This is a genomic window from Candidatus Leptofilum sp. (assembly GCF_965223285.1).
In the GTDB taxonomy this organism is placed as follows: Bacteria; Chloroflexota; Anaerolineae; order Promineifilales; family Promineifilaceae; genus Leptofilum.
Map to the genome: position 1 here is coordinate 3,631,712 of NZ_OZ244997.1, position 19,221 is coordinate 3,650,932.

The window sequence follows — 19,221 nt, forward strand, 5'->3', positions numbered from 1 at the left end:
GCTTTTTGGCTTTTACATAAAAGAGCCAATCAGCGTGAACATTCAGCCTGTTTTTGCTTGACCTGATAAGCTACTGCGTTAGAGCATGACAAATTGCTCTTGACATCAATCCAAAGGTAGGTGACACTGGTCAGGCTGTTAGTTTTTTTATCAGCTCACGAACAAAACATCTCCCGTGGGGGCCTTGTTGGCTTGCCGCGGGAGTTTTGTTTGTGCAAAAAACCACATTTCCCAATTTTGGAGTTTAATAAACCTTATGAAAGAAAATCTGAACCCTTTTGCAATTGCTCAAGCACAGTTAGATGAAGCAGCAGAAGTTTTACAACTTGACCCCGATATGCACGCTTTTTTGCGCGAGCCTATGCGTGAATTCCATTTTACGATCCCCGTCCGAATGGATGATGGCACGACCCGAACTTTTCAGGGATTCCGCGTACAGTACAATGATGCCCGCGGCCCAGCCAAGGGAGGCATTCGCTTCCACCCAGACGAAACCATTGACACCGTCCGTGCTTTGGCCGCGTGGATGACCTGGAAAACGGCCGTTTCTGACATTCCGCTAGGTGGTGGTAAAGGTGGCGTTATTTGTAACCCCCGCGAGATGTCCCAAGATGAACTAGAGCGTTTGAGCCGCGGCTACATGCGAAACATTGCCCGCTACGTGGGCATTACCCAAGACGTGCCTGCCCCCGACGTACACACCAACCCCCGCATCATGGCCTGGATGCTGGATGAGTACGAAACCATCACTGGCAAACGAGAGCCCGGCGTGATCACTGGCAAGCCATTGGAACTCGGTGGTTCGGCAGGGCGTACCCCCGCTACAGCGATGGGGGGTCTGTTCACAATTCGCGAAGCAGCTAAACTGAAGGGTCTGGACCTAAACGGAGCAACAGCAGCTATTCAAGGGTATGGCAACGTTGGCTCGTACGCACACATTTTGGGCCAAAAGGAGTTTGGCATAAAAGTTGTGGCCGTCAGCGATGAATTTGGCGGCATCTACAACACAAACGGCCTAGATTGTGATGTGATATTGGATCACCAGCGGAAAACAGGCAAAGTTATCAACTGCCCCGGCACTGAGAACATCACCAATTCTGAGCTCTTAGAGTTGGAGGTAGATATTTTAATTCCCGGTGCGATTGAAAATCAGCTCACCAGCCAAAACGCAAACAACGTAAAGGCAAAAATTGTAGCCGAGTTGGCCAACGGCCCCACAACGCCAGAAGCCGATAATATCTTGAATGACAAAGGCATTTACATTATTCCCGACTTCTTATGCAATGCCGGTGGCGTTATTGTCTCTTACTTCGAGATGGTGCAAAACGGTTACCAATATTATTGGGATGAATCAATGGTGCATGACCGCCTCGACAGAAAAATCACCACGGCGTTTCATGCTGTCCATCAGATGTCTCAAACTAAAAATGTGGACACTCGCGTGGCGGCGTACCTGGTTGCTGTCAATCGCGTGGCTGAAGCCGTGCGGCTGCGTGGCTGGGTGTAAAGAATAGTAAGTTGCATTACTTGCACATTGTGATGGCAAACTTTACAATGTTGCTAGAGCAGCGATTAAGAAACAAATAAATAGAGCAAACGGCCGTTCGGGAGAGAGCAATTAGGCCACCGAAGGGGCAAGCAGCAAACAAAAACGTTTACTGTGAAACTCTCAGGTAAAAGGACCGGGCGGTTGGGTTAATCTGGAAAGTGTAAGTTGATCGAGCGATAGCGAGTATCAACACACACCGACGGGGCAAGTGGCAAACCTCCGCGTCTGCTGCGAATCTCTCAGGTCTATGACAGAGGACGCTAGCAATTTCTCAATTGCGATGCGTCCTTTTTTGTTGGCCAGCGATTATCAATATTGCCACAGAGATCACAAAAGTTTTTGAGAATTGCCTCTTTATTCTCTGTGTTCTCTGTGGCCAAAAGCAAGGAGAGCAAAATGAGCAATATTCCGGCAGATTTGAAGTATTCTAAAGATGATGAATGGGTTCGTGTGGACGGCGACATTGCCACTGTTGGTATTACCGACCACGCCCAAGACGCCTTATCTGATATCGTCTACCTGGAACTACCCAATGAAGGCGATTTCTTTGGTATTGGCGAAACGTTTGGCGTTGTGGAATCCGTAAAAGCTGCTGCCGATTTACTGATGGCGGTTTCCGGGGATGTAACCCAAGTAAACGAAGACCTCATCGACACACCCGAACTCATCAATTCAGACCCCTATGGCGAAGCCTGGATGATCAAGGTAAAAATGAGTCATCTCGCCGATTTGGACAGCTTGATGGACGCCGCCGCTTATGAAAAATATTTAAGCGAGCGCGAATAAGCGCCAGGAGATACCCCCATGACAACTCCCACATCCGTTGCCACCTTGCCATCTTCCCAAAATGGCAAGGTCAATGGCGACATCCAAATGAATAACCGCGACTTGTTGACGCCCACAGACCATTTTGTAGACCGACACATTGGCCCCCGCGAGGAAGATATTGCCCATATGCTGCACACGCTGGGGGTTGAATCTCTGGCTGAATTGATGAACGAAACCATCCCCGACAACATTCGGCTTGGGGATAAGCTGCAAATGGACCCCCCGCGTAGCGAATCTGAAATTTTAGCTGAGCTGCGCGCCCTTGCTGCCCAAAACAAAATTTACCGCAGCTTCATCGGCATGGGGTACAGTGACACGCTCACCCCCCCCGTGGTGCTGCGCAACATTTTTGAGAATCCTGGCTGGTACACGCAGTATACACCTTACCAGGCAGAAATCGCTCAGGGGCGGCTGGAAGCGTTGCTAAATTTCCAAACGATGATTATGGACCTGACTGGTATGGAGATTGCGAACGCCTCCATGCTGGATGAAGGAACGGCCGCTGCTGAAGCCATGACGCTCACGTTACGGCAACGGCCGCGCCGCTCTAATGCCAACACCTTTTTTATCTCTGAACTTTGCCATCCACAGACGATTGCTGTGGTGCAGATGCGGGCCGAACCGCTAGACATCAATGTGGTGGTTGGGGATCATGCCAGCTACGATTTTGATGACTGCTTCGGGGCCTTGCTGCAATATCCGGCCACCGACGGCAGCATTCATGCATATGAATCGTTTGTGAAGGCGGCGCATGAAAATGACGCGCTGGTGGTGGTCGCCGCCGACCTGTTGGCTCTGGTGCTGCTACGCGCCCCTGGCGAATTTGGGGCCGATGTGGTTGTGGGCAACAGCCAACGCTTTGGTGTGCCGCTGGGGTACGGCGGCCCACACGCTGCTTACATGGCCACTCGCGAAGATTACAAGCGGCAAATGCCGGGCCGTTTGGTTGGCGTATCGGTAGATGCCCAAGGCAACCCAGCCATGCGACTAGCCATGCAAACGCGCGAACAGCATATTCGCCGTGAGAAGGCAACCAGCAACATCTGCACGGCCCAGGTGCTTTTAGCCATTATGGCCTCGATGTATGCCGTTTATCATGGGCCAGACGGTCTGCGCAAGATCGCGCGACGGGTGCAGTTGCTAACGGCCGTTCTGCACAAAGGCCTCTCACAATTGGGCTACACCGTTAATGAGCAGCCCATCTTTGATACAATCACCGTCTCCGGCGGAACCAAATCGCAGGATGAGATTCGTGAGTCGGCCTTGAGTCGGGAAATGAATTTGCGCTACTTTGACGACGGCCGTATCGGTATCTCCCTCGACGAAATCGCCGAAACGTATGAAATTGATCATCTCTTTGAGATTTTTGGCGCAGCACCTGGCCAATTTAACGTGCCGGAAATGGCAGATGCTGTTGATCTGGCTTACCCAGAAGCCCTTGCCCGTACCACTGAATTTTTGACGCACCCTGTCTTCAACAGTTACCACTCTGAGACAGAGATGATGCGCTACATCAATCGGCTGGAAGCACGCGATCTGTCGCTGACGCACTCGATGATTCCGCTAGGCTCTTGCACCATGAAGCTGAACGCTACGGCCGAAATGCTGCCGGTGATGTGGCCCAAGTTTGGTGCGCTGCATCCATTTGCGCCACTGGATCAGGCAGAAGGGTATCAGGTACTTTTCCGGCGTTTGGAGCGATGGTTGGCAGAAATTACCGGCTTTACGGCCGTCTCCCTCCAACCAAACTCCGGGGCCAGTGGCGAATATACCGGGATGCTCGTCATTCGCGCCTACCATTTGTCGCGCGGGGACGATCAGCGCAACGTTTGCCTCATCCCCAGCTCAGCACATGGCACCAACCCGGCCAGTGCCGTCATGGCGGGAATGAACGTGGTGGTTGTCAAGTGCGACGACCACGGCAACATTGACGTAGACGATTTGCGCGCCAAAGCCGAACAGTATAGCGAAACGCTGTCCGCCGTCATGATCACCTATCCTTCCACCCACGGCGTATTTGAAGCCGCCATTGAAGAGATTTGCCAAATTATCCATGACAACGGGGGGCAGGTGTACATGGACGGGGCTAACATGAATGCCCAAGTAGGTTACACGAGCCCCGGTAAAATCGGGGCGGATGTGTGCCATCTAAACCTGCACAAAACGTTCACCATCCCGCACGGTGGTGGGGGCCCTGGCATGGGGCCGATTGGTGTAGCGGCTCATTTGGCACCGTTCCTGCCGGGGCACCCGGTGGTGGCTGGCGTCGGCGGTGAGCAGGCGATTGGCCCGGTTTCGGCCGCGCCGTGGGGCAGTGCCAGCATCTTGCCGATTCCGTATGCTTACATCGCCATGATGGGTGACGACGGGCTGCAAAAAGCAACGGAAGTGGCCATTTTGAATGCCAACTACATCGCCCATCGGCTCGATCCACATTATCCCGTTTTGTACAAAGGTGAAAACGGCCGTGTCGCCCACGAATGCATCATTGATTTACGGCCGCTCAAAGAAGTCGTGACGGTGGATGATGTGGCCAAGCGGCTGATGGATTACGGTTTCCATGCCCCTACCATGTCGTTCCCCGTCCCCGGCACGCTGATGATTGAGCCAACAGAAAGCGAGTCGCTGGTAGAGGTAGACCGCTTCTGCGACGCCATGATTCAGATTCGGCAGGAGATTGCAGAGATTGAGGATGGCACAGTAGCGCATGACGACAGCGTCTTGGCCCACGCCCCGCATACGGCATCAGTCATTGCCAGCGAGGTTTGGGAACGGCCGTACTCACGCGAAACGGCCGCCTTCCCCACCGAATGGGTGCGCAGCAGCAAATTCTGGCCCGCTGTTGCCCGGATCGACAACGTGTATGGCGACCGCAACCTGGTTTGCGCCTGCCTCCCCATCGAGGCATACGAAGATTAACCGCGAAATTGGTTGGTTTTGCGAAATCGAACCACTCTTTAGGAAATGTAAAAAAGGCCACTTCATGTGAGGTGGCTTTTTTGTTTAGCAAGGTTACCCTACCGGATGGTTAGCTTGTTTCGGTAGTAGGGTACGGCCGTTTTCGTAGCAAATGTGCTGTAAGGATGAAGTGCTTTTCGCTCGTAGGCATCAAACAAATTTAACATGCCGGATAGCTTACCCAAGTCTGGGAGTATTGTCGAAAGGGCAACAAATGTAAACCCCTCTGCAAATTTTTTGTTACAATGGCGGCATGGACGAAAAGGGACAAACCTTATTTCAAGAATTTATCCGGGCTGACCAGTTAGGCATCCGCCTGGAGATGGTGGGCGGGCTGCCCATTTGGGAAGCGCAGCCCGTGCTGCGGCACCAACGCGCCGTAGATCGCATCCGTGACTCAATTAAGCCAACTGCCTCAACTGGCAATGGCTGCGGCTGCATTCATGTGGCCGATATTTACATCCAGTTCCCCGACGGGTCGCTAAAACGACCGGATGTCTCCATTTTTTGTGATGAACCGGAAGAACAGGATGAGGCGGTGACAATGGTGCCAGAAGCCGTCATCGAGGTCATCAGTCGTGGCTACGAAGCCAAAGATTTAGACATTGGCCCCGGCTTTTACCTGTCGCAAGGCGTGAAGGACGTGGTCATTTTTAATCCACACACGCTCGTCGTGCTGCATATCAGAAAAGAGGAAGTAGCCCGGCATGTTTCCCCTGTTGTCCTAAATCTGTCGTGTGGGTGCAGTTGTGAAGTCTGAGCCAAAATTAACCCATTTGGATGAAACGGGCCGCGCCCGCATGGTGGACGTCGGTGACAAGGACGACACCGAGCGCGTGGCCGTGGCGCGTGGCTCTGTGAAAATGCAGCCACAAACGCTGGCCCTTATAATGGAAGGCAACATGAAAAAGGGGGATGTGCTGACGGTGGCACAGCTAGCCGGCATTATGGCCGCCAAGCACACCAGTGACCTCATTCCAATGTGCCATCCGCTCATGCTTAGCCACGTGGCCGTCACCTGCACGCCCAACCCCGCCGAGAACCGCATTAACATTGAAGCATCTGTCCGGCTAAAAGGCAAAACGGGGGTGGAGATGGAGGCATTAACGGCCGTTTCCATCGCTGCCCTCACCATTTACGATATGGTCAAAGCCGTGGATCGCGGCATGATCATCGGGGATGTACGTGTGATGGAGAAATCCGGCGGGAAGAGCGGAGATTGGAGATTGGAAACTGGAGACTAAAAATTTCCAATCTCCCTATTCAAAACTATGGAAGTTCAAATCAAACTATTTGCAACGCTGAAAGACAAAGTGGGCAGCAGCAAAGTCACCGTCTCGGTAGCCGAACCAGCAAATGTAGCAACAGTGCTGGATGCAGTCGGTGCAGCGTATCCGGCCTTGCAATCTTCACTGCCGATTGCAGTGGTATCGGTGAACAAATCGTTTGCTGGGTTGGATACGGCCGTATCCCCCGGAGATGAAATCGCCCTATTTCCCCCGGTCAGCGGCGGCAGCAGCGATGAAACGTTACCGCATCCCACATACTTCGCCATCACCGCCGACCATCTGGACATTCCCGCCATTCATGCCCACCTTACCAGTCCAGAAATTGGTGCAATTGTGAGCTTTACCGGCTCCGTGCGCGGGCAGACGCAGCGCGACGGGTTGCCGCCGGAAACCGTCTATCTAGAGTACGAAGCGTACAGCGAAATGGCGGAACTGAAGATGGCCCAAATCGCTCGTGAAATTTGGCAAAAGTGGCCACTGGTGAAAGGCGTAGCAATTGTGCAGCGAATCGGCCGTTTGGACATTGGCGAAAATACAACCTTTGTCGCTTGTGCCAGCGGACACCGCGACCAAGGGTGCTTCGAGGCAGCTCGCTACGGCATCGACCGCCTCAAAGAGATCGTCCCCGTCTGGAAAAAAGAAGTTGGCGAAGACCAATCAGTCTGGGTCGAAGGGGATTATCGCCCCACCGAAGCGGATAATTAGAGATTGTAGATTAGCAGTTGGGTTTAATCTCCAATCCCCAATCTCAAACCATGAAAAACTGGCAACAACTTTCCCGCGATTTCGCCCAAAAGCACAACTTAACCCACTCTCCCGGTGTTACTGCATTAGATTTACTGAGTGAATTTGGCGAGGTTGCCAAAGAGCTACTCAAAGCAACCGATTACGGCCGTCACGACCCGATTGACAACCCAGCCATAACCGACGAGTTAGGCGATATGCTCTATAGTTTGTGTCAGTTGGCAACGGCCGTAAATGTAGACCTCGACCAAGCACTCACCACTGCTCTGGCAAAATATGAAGCCCGTTGGCAAGAAAAAGGGCATCCAGGCAGCCACTAACAGCTACTAAATAGAACAGACCAACCTTTTGGGAGAAGAAGCATGCAGAACGGATCAACCAAGCATAAGCAAAGCGTTGCCCATCGTGTCGTTATTACCGGCATGGGCTTAATTACCCCCTTGGGCCATAACGTACTAGACACCTGGGCTGCCATCAAAGCAGGCCAATCTGGCACGGGCGATTTTGTAGTGCTCAACAAAGGCGAACACGAAATGGGCACCATCTGCGAAATCAAAGATTTCGACGCCAATGAGCATCTAGGTCGCCGGGACGCCCGCCGTCGCGACCGCTTCCAGCAAATTGCCACCGTTGCCGCCCGCGAAGCCATTAGCCACTCCGGCTTGGAAATCACAGATGAAAATCGGGAACGGATTGGCATTACGATGGGGACTGGCGTGGGGGGCATTCAAACGCTGGTAGAGCAAGAGCACACACTGCTGGAAAAAGGACTCAAGCGCGTCAGCCCCTTTGCCATCACCATGATTATGCCCAACGGTGCAGCCGGCATGGTGGCCATCGACTACGGCATTCACGGCCCCTCTACCACCATCACCACCGCTTGCGCCGCTGGTTGTGACGCCATTGGCCATGCCTTCCGTACCGTGCAGCGGGGCGAAATGGACGTGATGCTCACTGGTGGCAGTGAATCCATTCTGGCTTCCGTGGCCGTGGCTGGTTTCGAGCGGGCGGGTGCCACCTCAGGAAAAACCAGCAACACGCCACAACCTTTCGATAAAAATCGAGATGGCCTGGTTGTAGGTGAAGGGTCTGGCATGTTGATCATCGAAAGCCTGGAACATGCTCAAGCGCGGGGAGCAACCATTTATGCCGAACTGGTTGGCTACGGCCAAACCACCGATGCCCACCACATCACCGCCCCCGCTGAGGGTGGTGCTGGCGCAGCCCGCGCCATCCGTAAAGCCTTGGAAGATGCAAACCTGAACCCAGAAGACGTTGATTACATTAGCGCGCACGGAACAGCCACTCCTTTGAACGATGCGTCGGAAACGGCCGCAATCAAAGCCGCTTTGGGCGAACATGCTTATAACGTCGCCATTAGCTCCACTAAATCAATGACGGGGCATATCATGGGGGCAACGGGAGCCATCGAAACCATCTTTTGCGCACTGGCTATTAAGGATCAAGTCATGCCCCCTACCATCAACTACGAAACCCCCGATCCCGACTGCGACCTGGATTACGTTCCCAATGAGGCCCGCCCAGCCAAGGTAAATGTTTGCCTCAATCATGCCTTTGGCTTCGGTGGCCACAATGCCGTGTTGGTTATCAAGAAATTCCAATAACTTTCTCAATAAAACGGCAAGACAAACTTGTACCGCGCAGCGGTGTTACCGCTTGACAGTAATACCGCCGCGCGGTACCATTCTCCCATGATAAAGTCCTTCAAGTCGAAAGAAACAGAGAAGGTCTTTGGCCGACAATTTTCCCGTAAATTGCCACAGAACATTCAAAAGGCTGCCTATCGGCGGCTGGCATTTTTACACTCGGCAAAAGCGTTGAAGGATTTGCGTATTCCACCATCAAATCGACTAGAAAAGCTAAGTGGCGATCGGCAAAATCAATACAGCATTCGTATAAACAGTCAATGGCGAATCTGTTTCACTTGGCAAGACGGTGATGCTTACGATGTAGAAATCGTGGATTACCATTAAGGAAACTATTTATGGAAGAGAATCGTATTCCGCCCGTTCATCCCGGAGAAATATTGCTTGAAGATTTTCTTGAACCATTAGGGATTAGTCAATATCGGTTGGCAAAAGAAATGAATGTTTACCCGCGCAAAATCAATGAAATTGTACATGGCAAGCGCAGCATTACAGCAGACACGGCCTTGCGACTCAGCCGTTTTTTCGGCACAACGGCCGAGTTATGGATGAATTTGCAAGCACTTTATGATCTGGAAAAAGCAAGAGATATGCTTGAAGCGCAAGTTGTTGAAGAAGTCAGGCCATTTGTATGGGATGATGTTGATCCCGCACTGGCATAACTCGTTATGAATCGTTTTGGTGAATTAGAAAACAATCTCAATATTCAATTTAGTGATTATTCGCTGCTGGTGCGCGCGCTTACCCATCGTTCATACCTGAACGAGCACCCTGAAGAGGTGCTAGAGGATAACGAGCGGCTGGAGTTCTTGGGGGATGCGGTACTCGACTTTATCGTCGGTGCATATCTGTACCATCGCTTCCCGGAAATGGATGAGGGAGAGCTGACGAGCCTGCGGGCAGCATTGGTGCGTGCCAAGACGCTGGCCGGGTTTGCGCGGCAGTTGGAAATCGGCCGTTTTCTCTTGCTGGGCTACGGTGAAGCTGAAAACGGTGGCCGGGAGCGCACGCCGCTGCTGTGCGCCTCGTTTGAGGCAGTCATCGGGGCGGTGTACCTGGATCAGGGCTTGCCAGCGGTAAAACCGTTGGTAGAACAGCTCATTGCCCCAGCCCTAACAGAAATCATGGCGGAATCGCTGCATAAAGACGCCAAAAGCGAGTTCCAGGTGTGGGCACAGGCCAAATACAACATCACGCCTCGCTATGAAGTGTCTGACGCCAGTGGGCCCGATCATGCCAAAGAGTTTACAGTGCAGGTACTGCTGGATGAGGCTGTGTGGGGCAAAGGTTCAGGCCGCAGCAAACAGCGGGCAGCACAGGCGGCAGCCAAAGAGGCCATTGCCAAAGCCGAAGCAATGGATGATGAATGAACTGTATCTTAATTACAGGGGGAAGCAGCTACCTGGGGCAACATCTGGTGCTGCTGGCTGCCCAATCAGGCCATACAGTTCACTACACGTATTATCAAAACAGCTATGACTTACCTGCTCAGGGGCATCAGCTAGATATTCGGGACGAAACGGCCGTTCGCACCCTCATTTTTTCGCTTCAACCAGACATCATCATCCACCTCATTGGGTCAACGGCCGCGATGGCAGTTGCCATCCGCCAGGGCACGGGCAATGTGCTGTGGGCCGCCCGCGAAGTGGGTGCACGGCTAATTCATCTTTCTACCGATGCCATCTTTCGTGGCGACGCCGCGCCTTATGATGAAACCGCCCCGCCAGACCCCATTACTCCATACGGCCGTGCCAAAGCCGATGCCGAAGCGATTGTGCAGCAACACCCTAACTGCGCCATTGTGCGCACCTCGCTCATCTACGGCTTGCAGCAAATGGATCACGGCACGCGCTGGATGGCAAAAGCGTTGGCCAATGGGGAGCCAGTTACGTTATTTAGCAATCAGATTCGCAATCCTGTATGGATCGATAGTTTGGGTACGGCCATTCTGGAATTAGCGCACAATCAATTTAACGGGATTCTCAATGTGGCAGGTAGGCAAGCACTTACCAGAGCACAGTTTGCCTTGAAAATGCTCGATCATTGGCAGGTGCAGCCCCGCGACACGCTCACCGTTGCCCCGTCAGACGGCCGTTGGCCATTGAATTGTGAACTGAATTCGGCGAAGGCAACGGCCGTGCTAAAAACACCACTCCCCGGCGTTGATGAACTGCTCAAGCGAAAGCAAAACTAAGCCCCCGAACATGGTACCAAAGAACTATTGTTGACTTTGACATTATTATTTTCAAGATGGAAATTCCAGTTCATCTACCCCCTTGACTTTTGCCATTTGAATATGCTAGACTGCCCCCCTAGGAAGGAAGAGGCTAGCTAGCTCAATACTTATACAATATATGTTTAAGAGATTATCAAACTGCCGTTTGGGATAATTTGCGACGAGTTGGCTACATGGGTGAGAGTCAGCACCCCCAAAATTACAATCTTGGAGAAAGGGTAAATAGATGACCAAATTAACCACGCCATTCGACGAAATGGACTTTGTTAGCGTCTTGCTAAATGAAGGGTCCGAACAAGGCTACATTACCTATGATCAAATCATGGAAGCCTTGCCAGACGTCGAAGACAATTTGCCAATGCTAGAGACCATCCTAGAAGAGGCTCAGGCAGCTGGCATTCCAATTTACGAAAACGAGGATGAGGTCGAAGCTCAGATGGCAGAGGCCGAGTCTAAGGAGCTAAGCGAGGCTTTAGCCAACGGTAAGGCCTTGGCAGAAGATGACGCCACAGAAGTCTCCCCGCATGCTGCACCACTGTTTGATTTAAGCAACGTACCGATTGACGATTCCGTGGGCCTGTACTTTCGTGAGATGGGGCAGCAGGGATTGCTATCTGCTGAAGAAGAAGTAACCTTGGCCATGGAAATTGAGGCTGGCAAAGAAGCAGAAGGCCGAATGGAAGATGAAATTCTAAGCCTCGATGAGCAGGACGAGCTAGCCAATCTGCGGGAAATTGCCGATATGGCTCGCGCCCATCTCATTCGCGCCAATACGCGTCTGGTTGTTAGCATCGCCAAGAAATATCGTGGGCGGGGTTTGCAGTTTCTGGACTTGATTCAAGAAGGCAATGTGGGCCTCATGAAAGCGGTGGAGAAGTATGATTACCGCCGTGGGAATCGCTTTAGCACTTACGCCACGTGGTGGATTCGCCAGGCGGTGACTCGTGCGTTGGCCAATCACGGCCGTACCATTCGTATTCCCGCGCATTTGGGTGGCCGCATCAGCAAGCTGTATCAGGTAGCCCAAGAATTGGAACAGGAATACGGCCGTCAGCCTACGGCCGAAGAAATTGCCGAACATATGGAGCTGCCCGCCGAGCGCGTCCGCTGGATGCTGCGAACCAGCCGCCAGCCCGTCCACTTGGAACGCCCCGTTGGCGACGAATCTGATGCCGAACTGGGTGACTTCATTGAAGATGTGGATGCCCCGCCGCCAGCAGAAACCGTTGCCCAAAAGATGCTCACCGAAGAGCTGGGCGAGATTCTAGATCAGCTTACCCCGCGTGAAGCTCGCATCCTGCGCTTGCGCTACGGCCTGCAAGACGGCGAATCCCGCACCCTCAAAGAGGTCGGCGAAATGTTTGGCCTCTCCCGCGAGCGCATCCGTCAGTTAGAAAAGGAAGCACTACGCAAGCTGCGCCATCCCAACTTCGCCGGACATCTCCGGCAATACCTCAACTAACCACAAAAAAGGGGCCGTATGGCCCCTTTTTATTTCCAATTTGTTCAGCAAATAAAGTCAAACCTGTTTGACGGCACGGATTTCAAAATCTACATTCAGCTTTTGCTGAAGGACAGTAAAGATTTTCGTTAAATTGTCCATTGTGGGGTTTCCTCTAGCTGACAGCATACGATGTAAACTTTTGCTAGGTTTGTCTACCTCAACAGCTAATTCCTCAAAACCTACAGTCGAATTTACCAAGTCACGCAAGAGTATTCTGGCACTTTCTGGCTCACCATTTAGAAAGAGAGCAATCGCTTCATCCAGTAAGGCTGTGGCAAATTCTTCGTCATTTTGGGCACGCTCTTGAATTGTATCTTTAACATCTCGTACAACTGTCATATTTTCCCTGCCTTTTTGCGTGCTTTGTATTCTCGCAACAGATCTTTTGCTTTTTCGATATCCTTTTGTTGGTTATTCTTTGTTCCACCACCAAACAAAATAATCAATTCTGAACCTTCTTGAGCCAAATAAATTCTATATCCCGGCCCCCAATTAACTCGATATTCCCCAATCCCCTTGAGCCATTTAATATTTGATGTGTTTCCCTGCTCTAGTCTGGCAAGAGCTACCGCAACTTTTGCTGCCGCTTGGGTATCCAAGCGATCAAACCATTTTTTAAACGGTATTGAACCATTTGCTCGAATGTACTCTTTGACTTTCACAACATCGCCCCAATAGTAACACAAAGGTTACTAGTCAATCAAGTCGCTCTGTTTTATGAACACTTCTAATTAGTTGGAAAGAAAACGCTTCCAATTAAGACACAACCGTATTTTACATCAATTATCCTCTCCCTACTCATACACATCTGCGTTCGGTATAATCGCACGCTATGGCACTTTTGACGGCACACAACATTGGTCAGGTGTTTGGCGCGTTTGACGTCTTTACTGGCGTCAACGGCAGCATTCCCGACGGCGGCAAGGTGGGGCTGGTTGGCCCCAATGGGGTGGGCAAAACCACGCTGCTGCTCATCTTGGCGGGGTTGAGCCAACCTAGCGCAGGCAGCGTGCAAATTGCGCGTGGAACGCGCTTGGGCTACTTGCCGCAAGAGGCTGCTCAAGCCTTTGCCGGACAAGAAAATAGCGTTTTTGAAGAAATGCTCACCGTCTTCAACACCCTGCGTGAGGATGAAGCGACGCTGCGCCAAATGGAGCAGCGAATGGCCGCTGGCGACCATTCTGAAGCGTTGCTGGCCAGCTACAGCCAACTACAGGAGCGGTTTGAACTGGCGGGTGGTTACGACTATCAGATTCGTATCCGGCAGGTGCTAACGGGGCTGGGCTTTGCCGAGGCAGATTGGCAAATGCCGCTGCCGCATCTGAGCGGCGGCCAAAAAACGCGCGTTTTGCTGGGGCGGCTGTTGCTAGAAAAGCCGGATTTGCTCATCATGGATGAGCCGACTAACCATCTGGACATAGCGGCTGTCGAATGGCTGGAAGGGATGCTAAAAACGTGGGACGGCGCGATTTTGGTGGTGAGCCACGACCGCTACTTTTTGGACCGCGTGGTGAGTAACATTTGGGAGATGAACCGCAATGGTCTGCAGCATTATCGCGGCAACTATTCGGCCTATGTGCAACAGCGGCAGGAGCGATGGCAGCAGCAAATCCAGGCGTATAAGGATTTTCAGCAGCACATTGAAAAAGAGATGGATTTCATCCGGCGGAATATTGCTGGGCAGCGGACGCAGATGGCGCAGGGGAAGTTGAGTCGGCTGGCGCGGGAGGTGACGGCCGTTCACATCGGCGGCCTCCCAGCATTAGCCATGCTCAACAGCAAGGGCTGGCTTCAAACGGATGCTCATTACGGCATCACTCGTTACGGCCGTGTGGCCACCACCGTCGGCGAACTGCAACAGCAAATTGGGGAACTCAGGCCACCGATACGGCCGTCTACCCTCCGCCTTAATTTGGATAGCGAACAGCGCAGCGGCGAGCTGGTTTTGCGTACCAAAGAGCTGACCATCGGCTACCCCGGAACGAAGCTGTTTGAATCTGAAGATATTGAGCTGCGGCGGCTGGAGTGTGCCGCGCTGATTGGCCCCAACGGTACGGGCAAAACCACCTTCCTCAAAACCGCGCTCGAGCGGCTGGAGCCGCTGCGCGGCGAGGTGATTTTGGGGGCTAGCTTGCAAATCGGCTACTTTGCCCAGGCGCATGACAGCCTTAATTTGGACAACACGGTGCTGGACGAGCTGCTCAACTTCCGCAACTTGCCCATTAGCGAGGCGCGGAACTATTTGGCGCGCTTTTTGTTCCGCGAAGATGATGTGTACAAAAAGGTGAGTATGCTCAGCGGCGGCGAGCGGGGTCGACTGGCCCTGGCGATTTTAGCGTTGCAGGGTGCCAACTTCTTGCTGCTGGATGAGCCGACGAATCATCTGGACATCCCCTCTCAAGAAGCATTGCAAGAGGCTTTGGAGCAGTTCAACGGCACGATTTTGATGGTGTCGCACGACCGATATTTGGTAAACGCATTGGCCACGCAGGTTTGGGCATTGGCAGACGGCTGTTTGCGCGTCTACGCAGGTGGTTACCAAAATTATCTAGCCATCCGCGAGCAGGAGGCTGAGGCTGTCAAAGAAGCAGCCGCCCAGGCGCGTGAAGCGGAAAAAGCAGACCGCAGCCGCAACAACGGTAGCCAGATCAGCAAAAACGAACTGCGTCGTCAGGCAGAGGCGTTGGCAGATATTGAACGCGCCATCGAAGCCGCTGAAGCCGAAATTGCCAAAATTGGGGACGCGCTGCAAGAAGCGACAACGAACGAATCTTTTGCTAAGATACAAACGCTAAGCGAAGCATACACCGCTGCCGAGGCCAAATTGGAATCATTGCTGGAACAATGGGAGACATTGCATGAGTGACAACGCTGAACCAACCACCTACGCCGGAAAAGTAATCGTGGGGCTGACGGGCAACATCGCCACGGGCAAATCGGCCGTGATGAAGCTAGCCCATTATCACGGCGCACTCACCATTGATGCCGACAAAATTGTGCATACGCTGATGGATACCGATACCACGATGCAGGCAGCGATTGCGGTGGCGTTTGGTTCAGACGTGCGGCTGGCAGACGGCCGTATCGACCGCAAAAAGCTCAGTGACGTTGTGTTCAACGACCCCGCCGCCCTGCAAGATTTAGAGGCGATGGTGCATCCGGCCGTGGGTAAAGAGGTGGATGCCCAGATTTTGGCCAGCGAGCAATCGGTCATTTTTTTGGAAGCGATTAAGCTGCTGGAAGGCAATTTGCGCGACATTTGCCACCAAATTTGGGTAACGCGATGCAGCCCGCAGCGGCAGCTAGAGCGGCTGCGCGTTTGTCGCGGTATGGAAACAGAGGTTGCGGCCGTGCGTATCAAAAGCCAGGCACCACAAGAAGAAAAAGTGGCCCAATCCGACGTGCTCATCGACACCAACGGGCTGATGAAAGATACCGAAGCGCAGTTCAAAATTGCTTGGGTGCGGCTACCCGACCCAGCCACGGCCACGTCAATGGATCGCTTGCCGCTGCCGGATGAATCGGCACCGGCCAAGCCGCTTACGGGTAGACTGAATTCTCCCAAAGCGGCCTCACCGAAGGCAACGCCGCAAAAATCGGCCAGCGAGGCTCCGCCGCCACGCCTGGAACCCAGCGACCGCCCCGATGATTTACAGGTGCGCCGCGCACGGCCGTCTGACATTCCCTCCATCTTGCTGCTGATCCAAAAAGCAACGGATGGCAAGGTGAAGCTGAAGCGGGCGGAACTGCTGATGGCGTTGAGCGAACGAGGCTACTTTATTGGGCAGGTAGGGGCAGAAATCAGTGCCGTCATTGGCTACAACATCGACAGTCAGGTGGCGCGCATCGACGAATTTTACATTCATCCGCCAGAGATGGCGGCGCAAACAGGCAAGGCCGTGTTGGAAGATATTGAAATTTCGGCAACGTCCCATATGGGGCAAATCATTGTCGCTTTTTTGCCGGAAGATGCACCCGCCACCATCCGGGAACTATTTGCAGCAGAGCATTATGCGCCCATGCCGTTTGACGAAATGGCGAGGGGCTGGCAGTTGGCGATTGAAGAGTCGCAGCCGGAGGGGACTGATTACTTAGTGCGCCTCCTGCGCGATACGCGGGCGGGGTAAGCGATGAATGCCAAGTTGGCTTTGAGAGTAGATCAGAAATTAACGCAAAGGCGCAAAGTTTCAAAAGAAGCAAAGGTCTTTCTTTGCTCCTTTCCCGCTTTGCATCTTTGCGTCAAAAATGCAGAGTGGGCAAGCCTACAGCCTTGGAGCAACGCGTAATGCGATTTGTTTGGGCGTGGTTTTTATATACGTGGGGTGGGCTGCATCGCTATTTTGGTATTCAAAACAGCATGGCGCGGGAATTTGAACGAGCCATTCATTACTTCAGCCGCGCCTACGAAGTAGACCCGACGTTCCGAGCGGCGCGGCTGCATCGGGGCATTTTGCTAGGGCGGGAGCTGGGCCGCTTTGATGAGGCGATTGCCGATTTTGACGCCTTGCTGGATGAAGACCCCACTTACCACCTGGCGTTGTTCAACCGGGGAATGATGTGGATGGAAAACGGCCGTTACCCCCAAGCCCTCGCCGATATGGAAGCATACCTTACCCGGGCCGACTCCACCGACGAAAACTGGCCCGACGCCAACCGCATCGTCCGTCTGCTACGTGACATTGACTAGGAATAGCCCCCCACATAAAAGTTTCCGTCGGCTCCTCCGTTTACCATTTAGCCACAAGCCCTGTATTATACGTAGCAGGTGGTTAAATTAACGTCATATGCTTTGTTAATCGATAACTTAAAGCATTTGCATTATTGTTCACGGTCGAAAGCGTAACGTTGAATTGCACAGCAAAACAATTTATACTGCAATTAGATTATCTAGTGAATAATTTCTTGAGGTGTCATTGTGATATCGCGTGAAACAGTCAAAAAACAGATCGACCTATTAAGCGAAAATCAGCTATCAAAAATTGCTGACTATATCTCCTCACTCAAAACTCAAACCAAGAATATGCTAAAGACCGCCCCTTTTTGGCAAAACGCAACGCCCAAAGAGCGCGCCGAAGATTTTCTAGAGTGGGTTTCTGGCTTAAATAAAACAGGGCAAACCTTACCAGATGAAGCCTTTGATCGCGGCACCATTTACGAATCGTGACCACTTACTTACTAGACACCAACATCATTCTGCGGTTTAGCAACCCATCAGATGCCCAGCATGAGTTGGTTACGAATGCGGTGCGGTCGCTGCAATTTTAGCAACGGGGGATGACTGCATTTTAGTTCCACAAGTTTTGATCGAAATGTGGGTCGTGGCTACGCGCCCTACAGATGTGAACGGATTGGGTTGGTCTACAACCTACACGCGAAACGTTATTGAACAGTTGCTGCAGCGTTTTCCGCTGGCCGAGGAAGTGCCTCAACTATTTCCAACATGGCTAGAAATCGTTGCCACACAGAAAATTTCAGGCAAGCGCACCCACGACGCTCGAATCGTAGCCATGATGAAAGTTGCCTCCATCAATCACATTCTCACCTTGAACCCAGGTGATTTTGCCAGCATTCCAGAAATCACGGTTGTCCATCCTCGGCAAATAGTTGAAGCAGCGTAGCCCCCAAGCCCTTGCCGATATGGAAACCTACCTCACCCAGGCCGATCCCTCCGACGAAAACTGGCCCGACGCCAACCTCCTCCGCGAGTTTGACCGGGAGTAGCTACCTTGAGCAAATCGTTTCGTCATTCGTTCAGTGTGAGTGTGACTGATATGCTCTTATAAGTCCTTGTAATATACAATGAACCATTTTATACTGGATAAGCTCGTGTTTTTCGTTAAATCAGGGTGTTACCTAACAAGAACGACATAAGTTTTTTCCAGCATCGAATGCAAAATAATTAGCTGAGAATAATTAACTTCGGAAATGTTACTACCTTAGTGCTCTGTAAAGCAAATTTGTTAGTAAACATAGTTATCGAATAAACTTGTGGAATGGCAAAACATATAAAACTTCCACAAAATGAAAAAACTGAACTTGAACAATTGATAAAGTCGGGTGAACACAAAGCAAGGGTGATCAGTCGGGCAAGGGTGTTGCTTCTACTCAACCGCAGCGAAGGGGAGAAGAGAACCTTGGCTCAAGTCGCAGAAGCAACCATGCTATCCAATGTTACTGTCAGCCAAATCAAACGACGTTACTTTGAAAGTGGTGTGGACAGAGCGTTGTACGACCAACCACGATCAGGGCGGCCGGTGACAAAAATGACTGGAGATGTAGAAGCACAACTGATTGCCTTGACATGCAGCGAACCACCAGAGGGGTATGACCGGTGGACACTGAGATTATTGGCTGATGGGCTGGTAAAACTAGAGGTGGTTGATGAGATTAGTCACACCGCCATAGGAAATAAGCTAAAAAAAATGAACTCAAGCCTTGGCAAGTAA

20 protein-coding genes, 1 pseudogene and 1 riboswitch are annotated in these 19,221 nt (G+C 52.1%); of the genes and pseudogenes, 19 read left to right on the forward strand and 2 right to left on the reverse strand.

Annotated elements, in window-relative coordinates; translation table 11 throughout:
- Window positions 1–256 precede the first annotated feature (256 nt).
- From ACOQPU_RS16345 to ACOQPU_RS16405, 13 genes are all read left to right on the forward strand, one after another.
- Window positions 257–1,507, forward strand: a complete 1,251-nt coding sequence (locus tag ACOQPU_RS16345; protein WP_420640900.1) for a Glu/Leu/Phe/Val family dehydrogenase — start codon at window positions 257–259, stop codon at window positions 1,505–1,507.
- 88 nt (window positions 1,508–1,595) lie between these two features.
- Window positions 1,596–1,695: riboswitch (glycine riboswitch) on the forward strand.
- Between the two features lie 250 nt (window positions 1,696–1,945).
- Window positions 1,946–2,335, forward strand: coding sequence for a glycine cleavage system protein GcvH (gcvH, locus tag ACOQPU_RS16350; RefSeq protein ID WP_420640901.1), 390 nt, complete (start codon window positions 1,946–1,948; stop codon window positions 2,333–2,335).
- Window positions 2,336–2,353: 18 nt separating this feature from the next.
- Complete coding sequence (gene gcvP / locus ACOQPU_RS16355) at window positions 2,354–5,296, forward strand: aminomethyl-transferring glycine dehydrogenase (protein ID WP_420640902.1); 2,943 nt, start codon at window positions 2,354–2,356, stop codon at window positions 5,294–5,296.
- A 292-nt stretch (window positions 5,297–5,588) separates the two neighbouring features.
- Complete coding sequence (locus ACOQPU_RS16360) at window positions 5,589–6,095, forward strand: Uma2 family endonuclease (RefSeq protein ID WP_420640903.1); 507 nt, start codon at window positions 5,589–5,591, stop codon at window positions 6,093–6,095.
- Complete coding sequence (gene moaC / locus ACOQPU_RS16365) at window positions 6,085–6,579, forward strand: cyclic pyranopterin monophosphate synthase MoaC (RefSeq protein ID WP_420640904.1); 495 nt, start codon at window positions 6,085–6,087, stop codon at window positions 6,577–6,579. Before ACOQPU_RS16360 ends, moaC begins: the two co-directional genes overlap by 11 nt.
- A 27-nt stretch (window positions 6,580–6,606) precedes the next feature.
- Window positions 6,607–7,329 (forward strand): molybdenum cofactor biosynthesis protein, encoded by a 723-nt coding sequence (locus tag ACOQPU_RS16370; protein ID WP_420640905.1) that lies wholly within the window; start codon window positions 6,607–6,609, stop codon window positions 7,327–7,329.
- A 50-nt stretch (window positions 7,330–7,379) separates the two neighbouring features.
- Window positions 7,380–7,688: a MazG nucleotide pyrophosphohydrolase domain-containing protein gene (locus tag ACOQPU_RS16375; RefSeq protein ID WP_420640906.1), complete on the forward strand. Its 309-nt coding sequence runs from the start codon at window positions 7,380–7,382 to the stop codon at window positions 7,686–7,688.
- Between the two features lie 42 nt (window positions 7,689–7,730).
- Window positions 7,731–8,993 (forward strand): beta-ketoacyl-ACP synthase II, encoded by a 1,263-nt coding sequence (gene fabF, locus ACOQPU_RS16380; protein ID WP_420640907.1) that lies wholly within the window; start codon window positions 7,731–7,733, stop codon window positions 8,991–8,993.
- Window positions 8,994–9,080: 87 nt separating this feature from the next.
- Complete coding sequence (locus ACOQPU_RS16385; protein WP_420640908.1) at window positions 9,081–9,362, forward strand: type II toxin-antitoxin system RelE/ParE family toxin; 282 nt, start codon at window positions 9,081–9,083, stop codon at window positions 9,360–9,362.
- A gap of 11 nt (window positions 9,363–9,373) precedes the next feature.
- Window positions 9,374–9,697, forward strand: coding sequence for a HigA family addiction module antitoxin (locus ACOQPU_RS16390; protein WP_420640909.1), 324 nt, complete (start codon window positions 9,374–9,376; stop codon window positions 9,695–9,697).
- 6 nt (window positions 9,698–9,703) lie between these two features.
- The gene (gene rnc, locus ACOQPU_RS16395; RefSeq protein WP_420640910.1) at window positions 9,704–10,405 is read left to right on the forward strand and encodes a ribonuclease III; all 702 of its coding nucleotides are present in this window, start codon (window positions 9,704–9,706) and stop codon (window positions 10,403–10,405) included.
- A complete protein-coding gene (locus tag ACOQPU_RS16400; protein WP_420640911.1) occupies window positions 10,402–11,229 on the forward strand; it encodes an SDR family oxidoreductase in 828 nt (275 codons plus the stop codon). Before rnc ends, ACOQPU_RS16400 begins: the two co-directional genes overlap by 4 nt.
- Before the next feature lie 268 nt (window positions 11,230–11,497).
- Window positions 11,498–12,733 (forward strand): sigma-70 family RNA polymerase sigma factor, encoded by a 1,236-nt coding sequence (locus ACOQPU_RS16405; protein WP_420640912.1) that lies wholly within the window; start codon window positions 11,498–11,500, stop codon window positions 12,731–12,733.
- Between the two features lie 57 nt (window positions 12,734–12,790).
- Here the strand turns inward: ACOQPU_RS16405 and ACOQPU_RS16410 are convergent, their stop codons facing one another.
- Together ACOQPU_RS16410 and ACOQPU_RS16415 are read right to left on the reverse strand one after the other, a co-directional pair.
- Entirely contained in the window at window positions 12,791–13,114 is a 324-nt protein-coding gene (locus tag ACOQPU_RS16410; protein ID WP_420640913.1) for a DNA-binding protein, read from the reverse strand.
- Complete coding sequence (locus ACOQPU_RS16415; protein ID WP_420640914.1) at window positions 13,111–13,437, reverse strand: type II toxin-antitoxin system RelE/ParE family toxin; 327 nt, start codon at window positions 13,435–13,437, stop codon at window positions 13,111–13,113. Before ACOQPU_RS16415 ends, ACOQPU_RS16410 begins: the two co-directional genes overlap by 4 nt.
- Before the next feature lie 170 nt (window positions 13,438–13,607).
- Between ACOQPU_RS16415 and abc-f the strand changes: the two genes are divergently transcribed.
- The 6 genes and pseudogenes from abc-f (at window position 13,608) to ACOQPU_RS16445 (ending at window position 19,221) form a co-directional block, all read left to right on the forward strand.
- Window positions 13,608–15,641 carry a ribosomal protection-like ABC-F family protein gene (gene abc-f / locus ACOQPU_RS16420; protein ID WP_420640915.1) on the forward strand — a complete coding sequence of 678 codons (2,034 nt, stop codon included), beginning with the start codon at window positions 13,608–13,610 and terminating at the stop codon, window positions 15,639–15,641.
- Window positions 15,634–16,902, forward strand: coding sequence for a dephospho-CoA kinase (coaE, locus tag ACOQPU_RS16425; protein WP_420640916.1), 1,269 nt, complete (start codon window positions 15,634–15,636; stop codon window positions 16,900–16,902). The genes abc-f and coaE overlap by 8 nt, the downstream gene beginning before the upstream one ends.
- Before the next feature lie 158 nt (window positions 16,903–17,060).
- On the forward strand, window positions 17,061–17,462 hold the full coding sequence (locus tag ACOQPU_RS16430) for a tetratricopeptide repeat protein (RefSeq protein WP_420640917.1): 402 nt from the start codon (window positions 17,061–17,063) through the stop codon (window positions 17,460–17,462).
- A gap of 333 nt (window positions 17,463–17,795) precedes the next feature.
- On the forward strand, window positions 17,796–17,939 hold the full coding sequence (locus tag ACOQPU_RS16435) for a hypothetical protein (RefSeq protein ID WP_420640918.1): 144 nt from the start codon (window positions 17,796–17,798) through the stop codon (window positions 17,937–17,939).
- Window positions 17,936–18,393: pseudogene (locus ACOQPU_RS16440) on the forward strand (type II toxin-antitoxin system VapC family toxin). The gene ACOQPU_RS16435 and the pseudogene ACOQPU_RS16440 overlap by 4 nt, the downstream one beginning before the upstream one ends.
- A gap of 375 nt (window positions 18,394–18,768) precedes the next feature.
- Window positions 18,769–19,221 carry a helix-turn-helix domain-containing protein gene (locus ACOQPU_RS16445; protein ID WP_420640814.1) on the forward strand — a complete coding sequence of 151 codons (453 nt, stop codon included), beginning with the start codon at window positions 18,769–18,771 and terminating at the stop codon, window positions 19,219–19,221.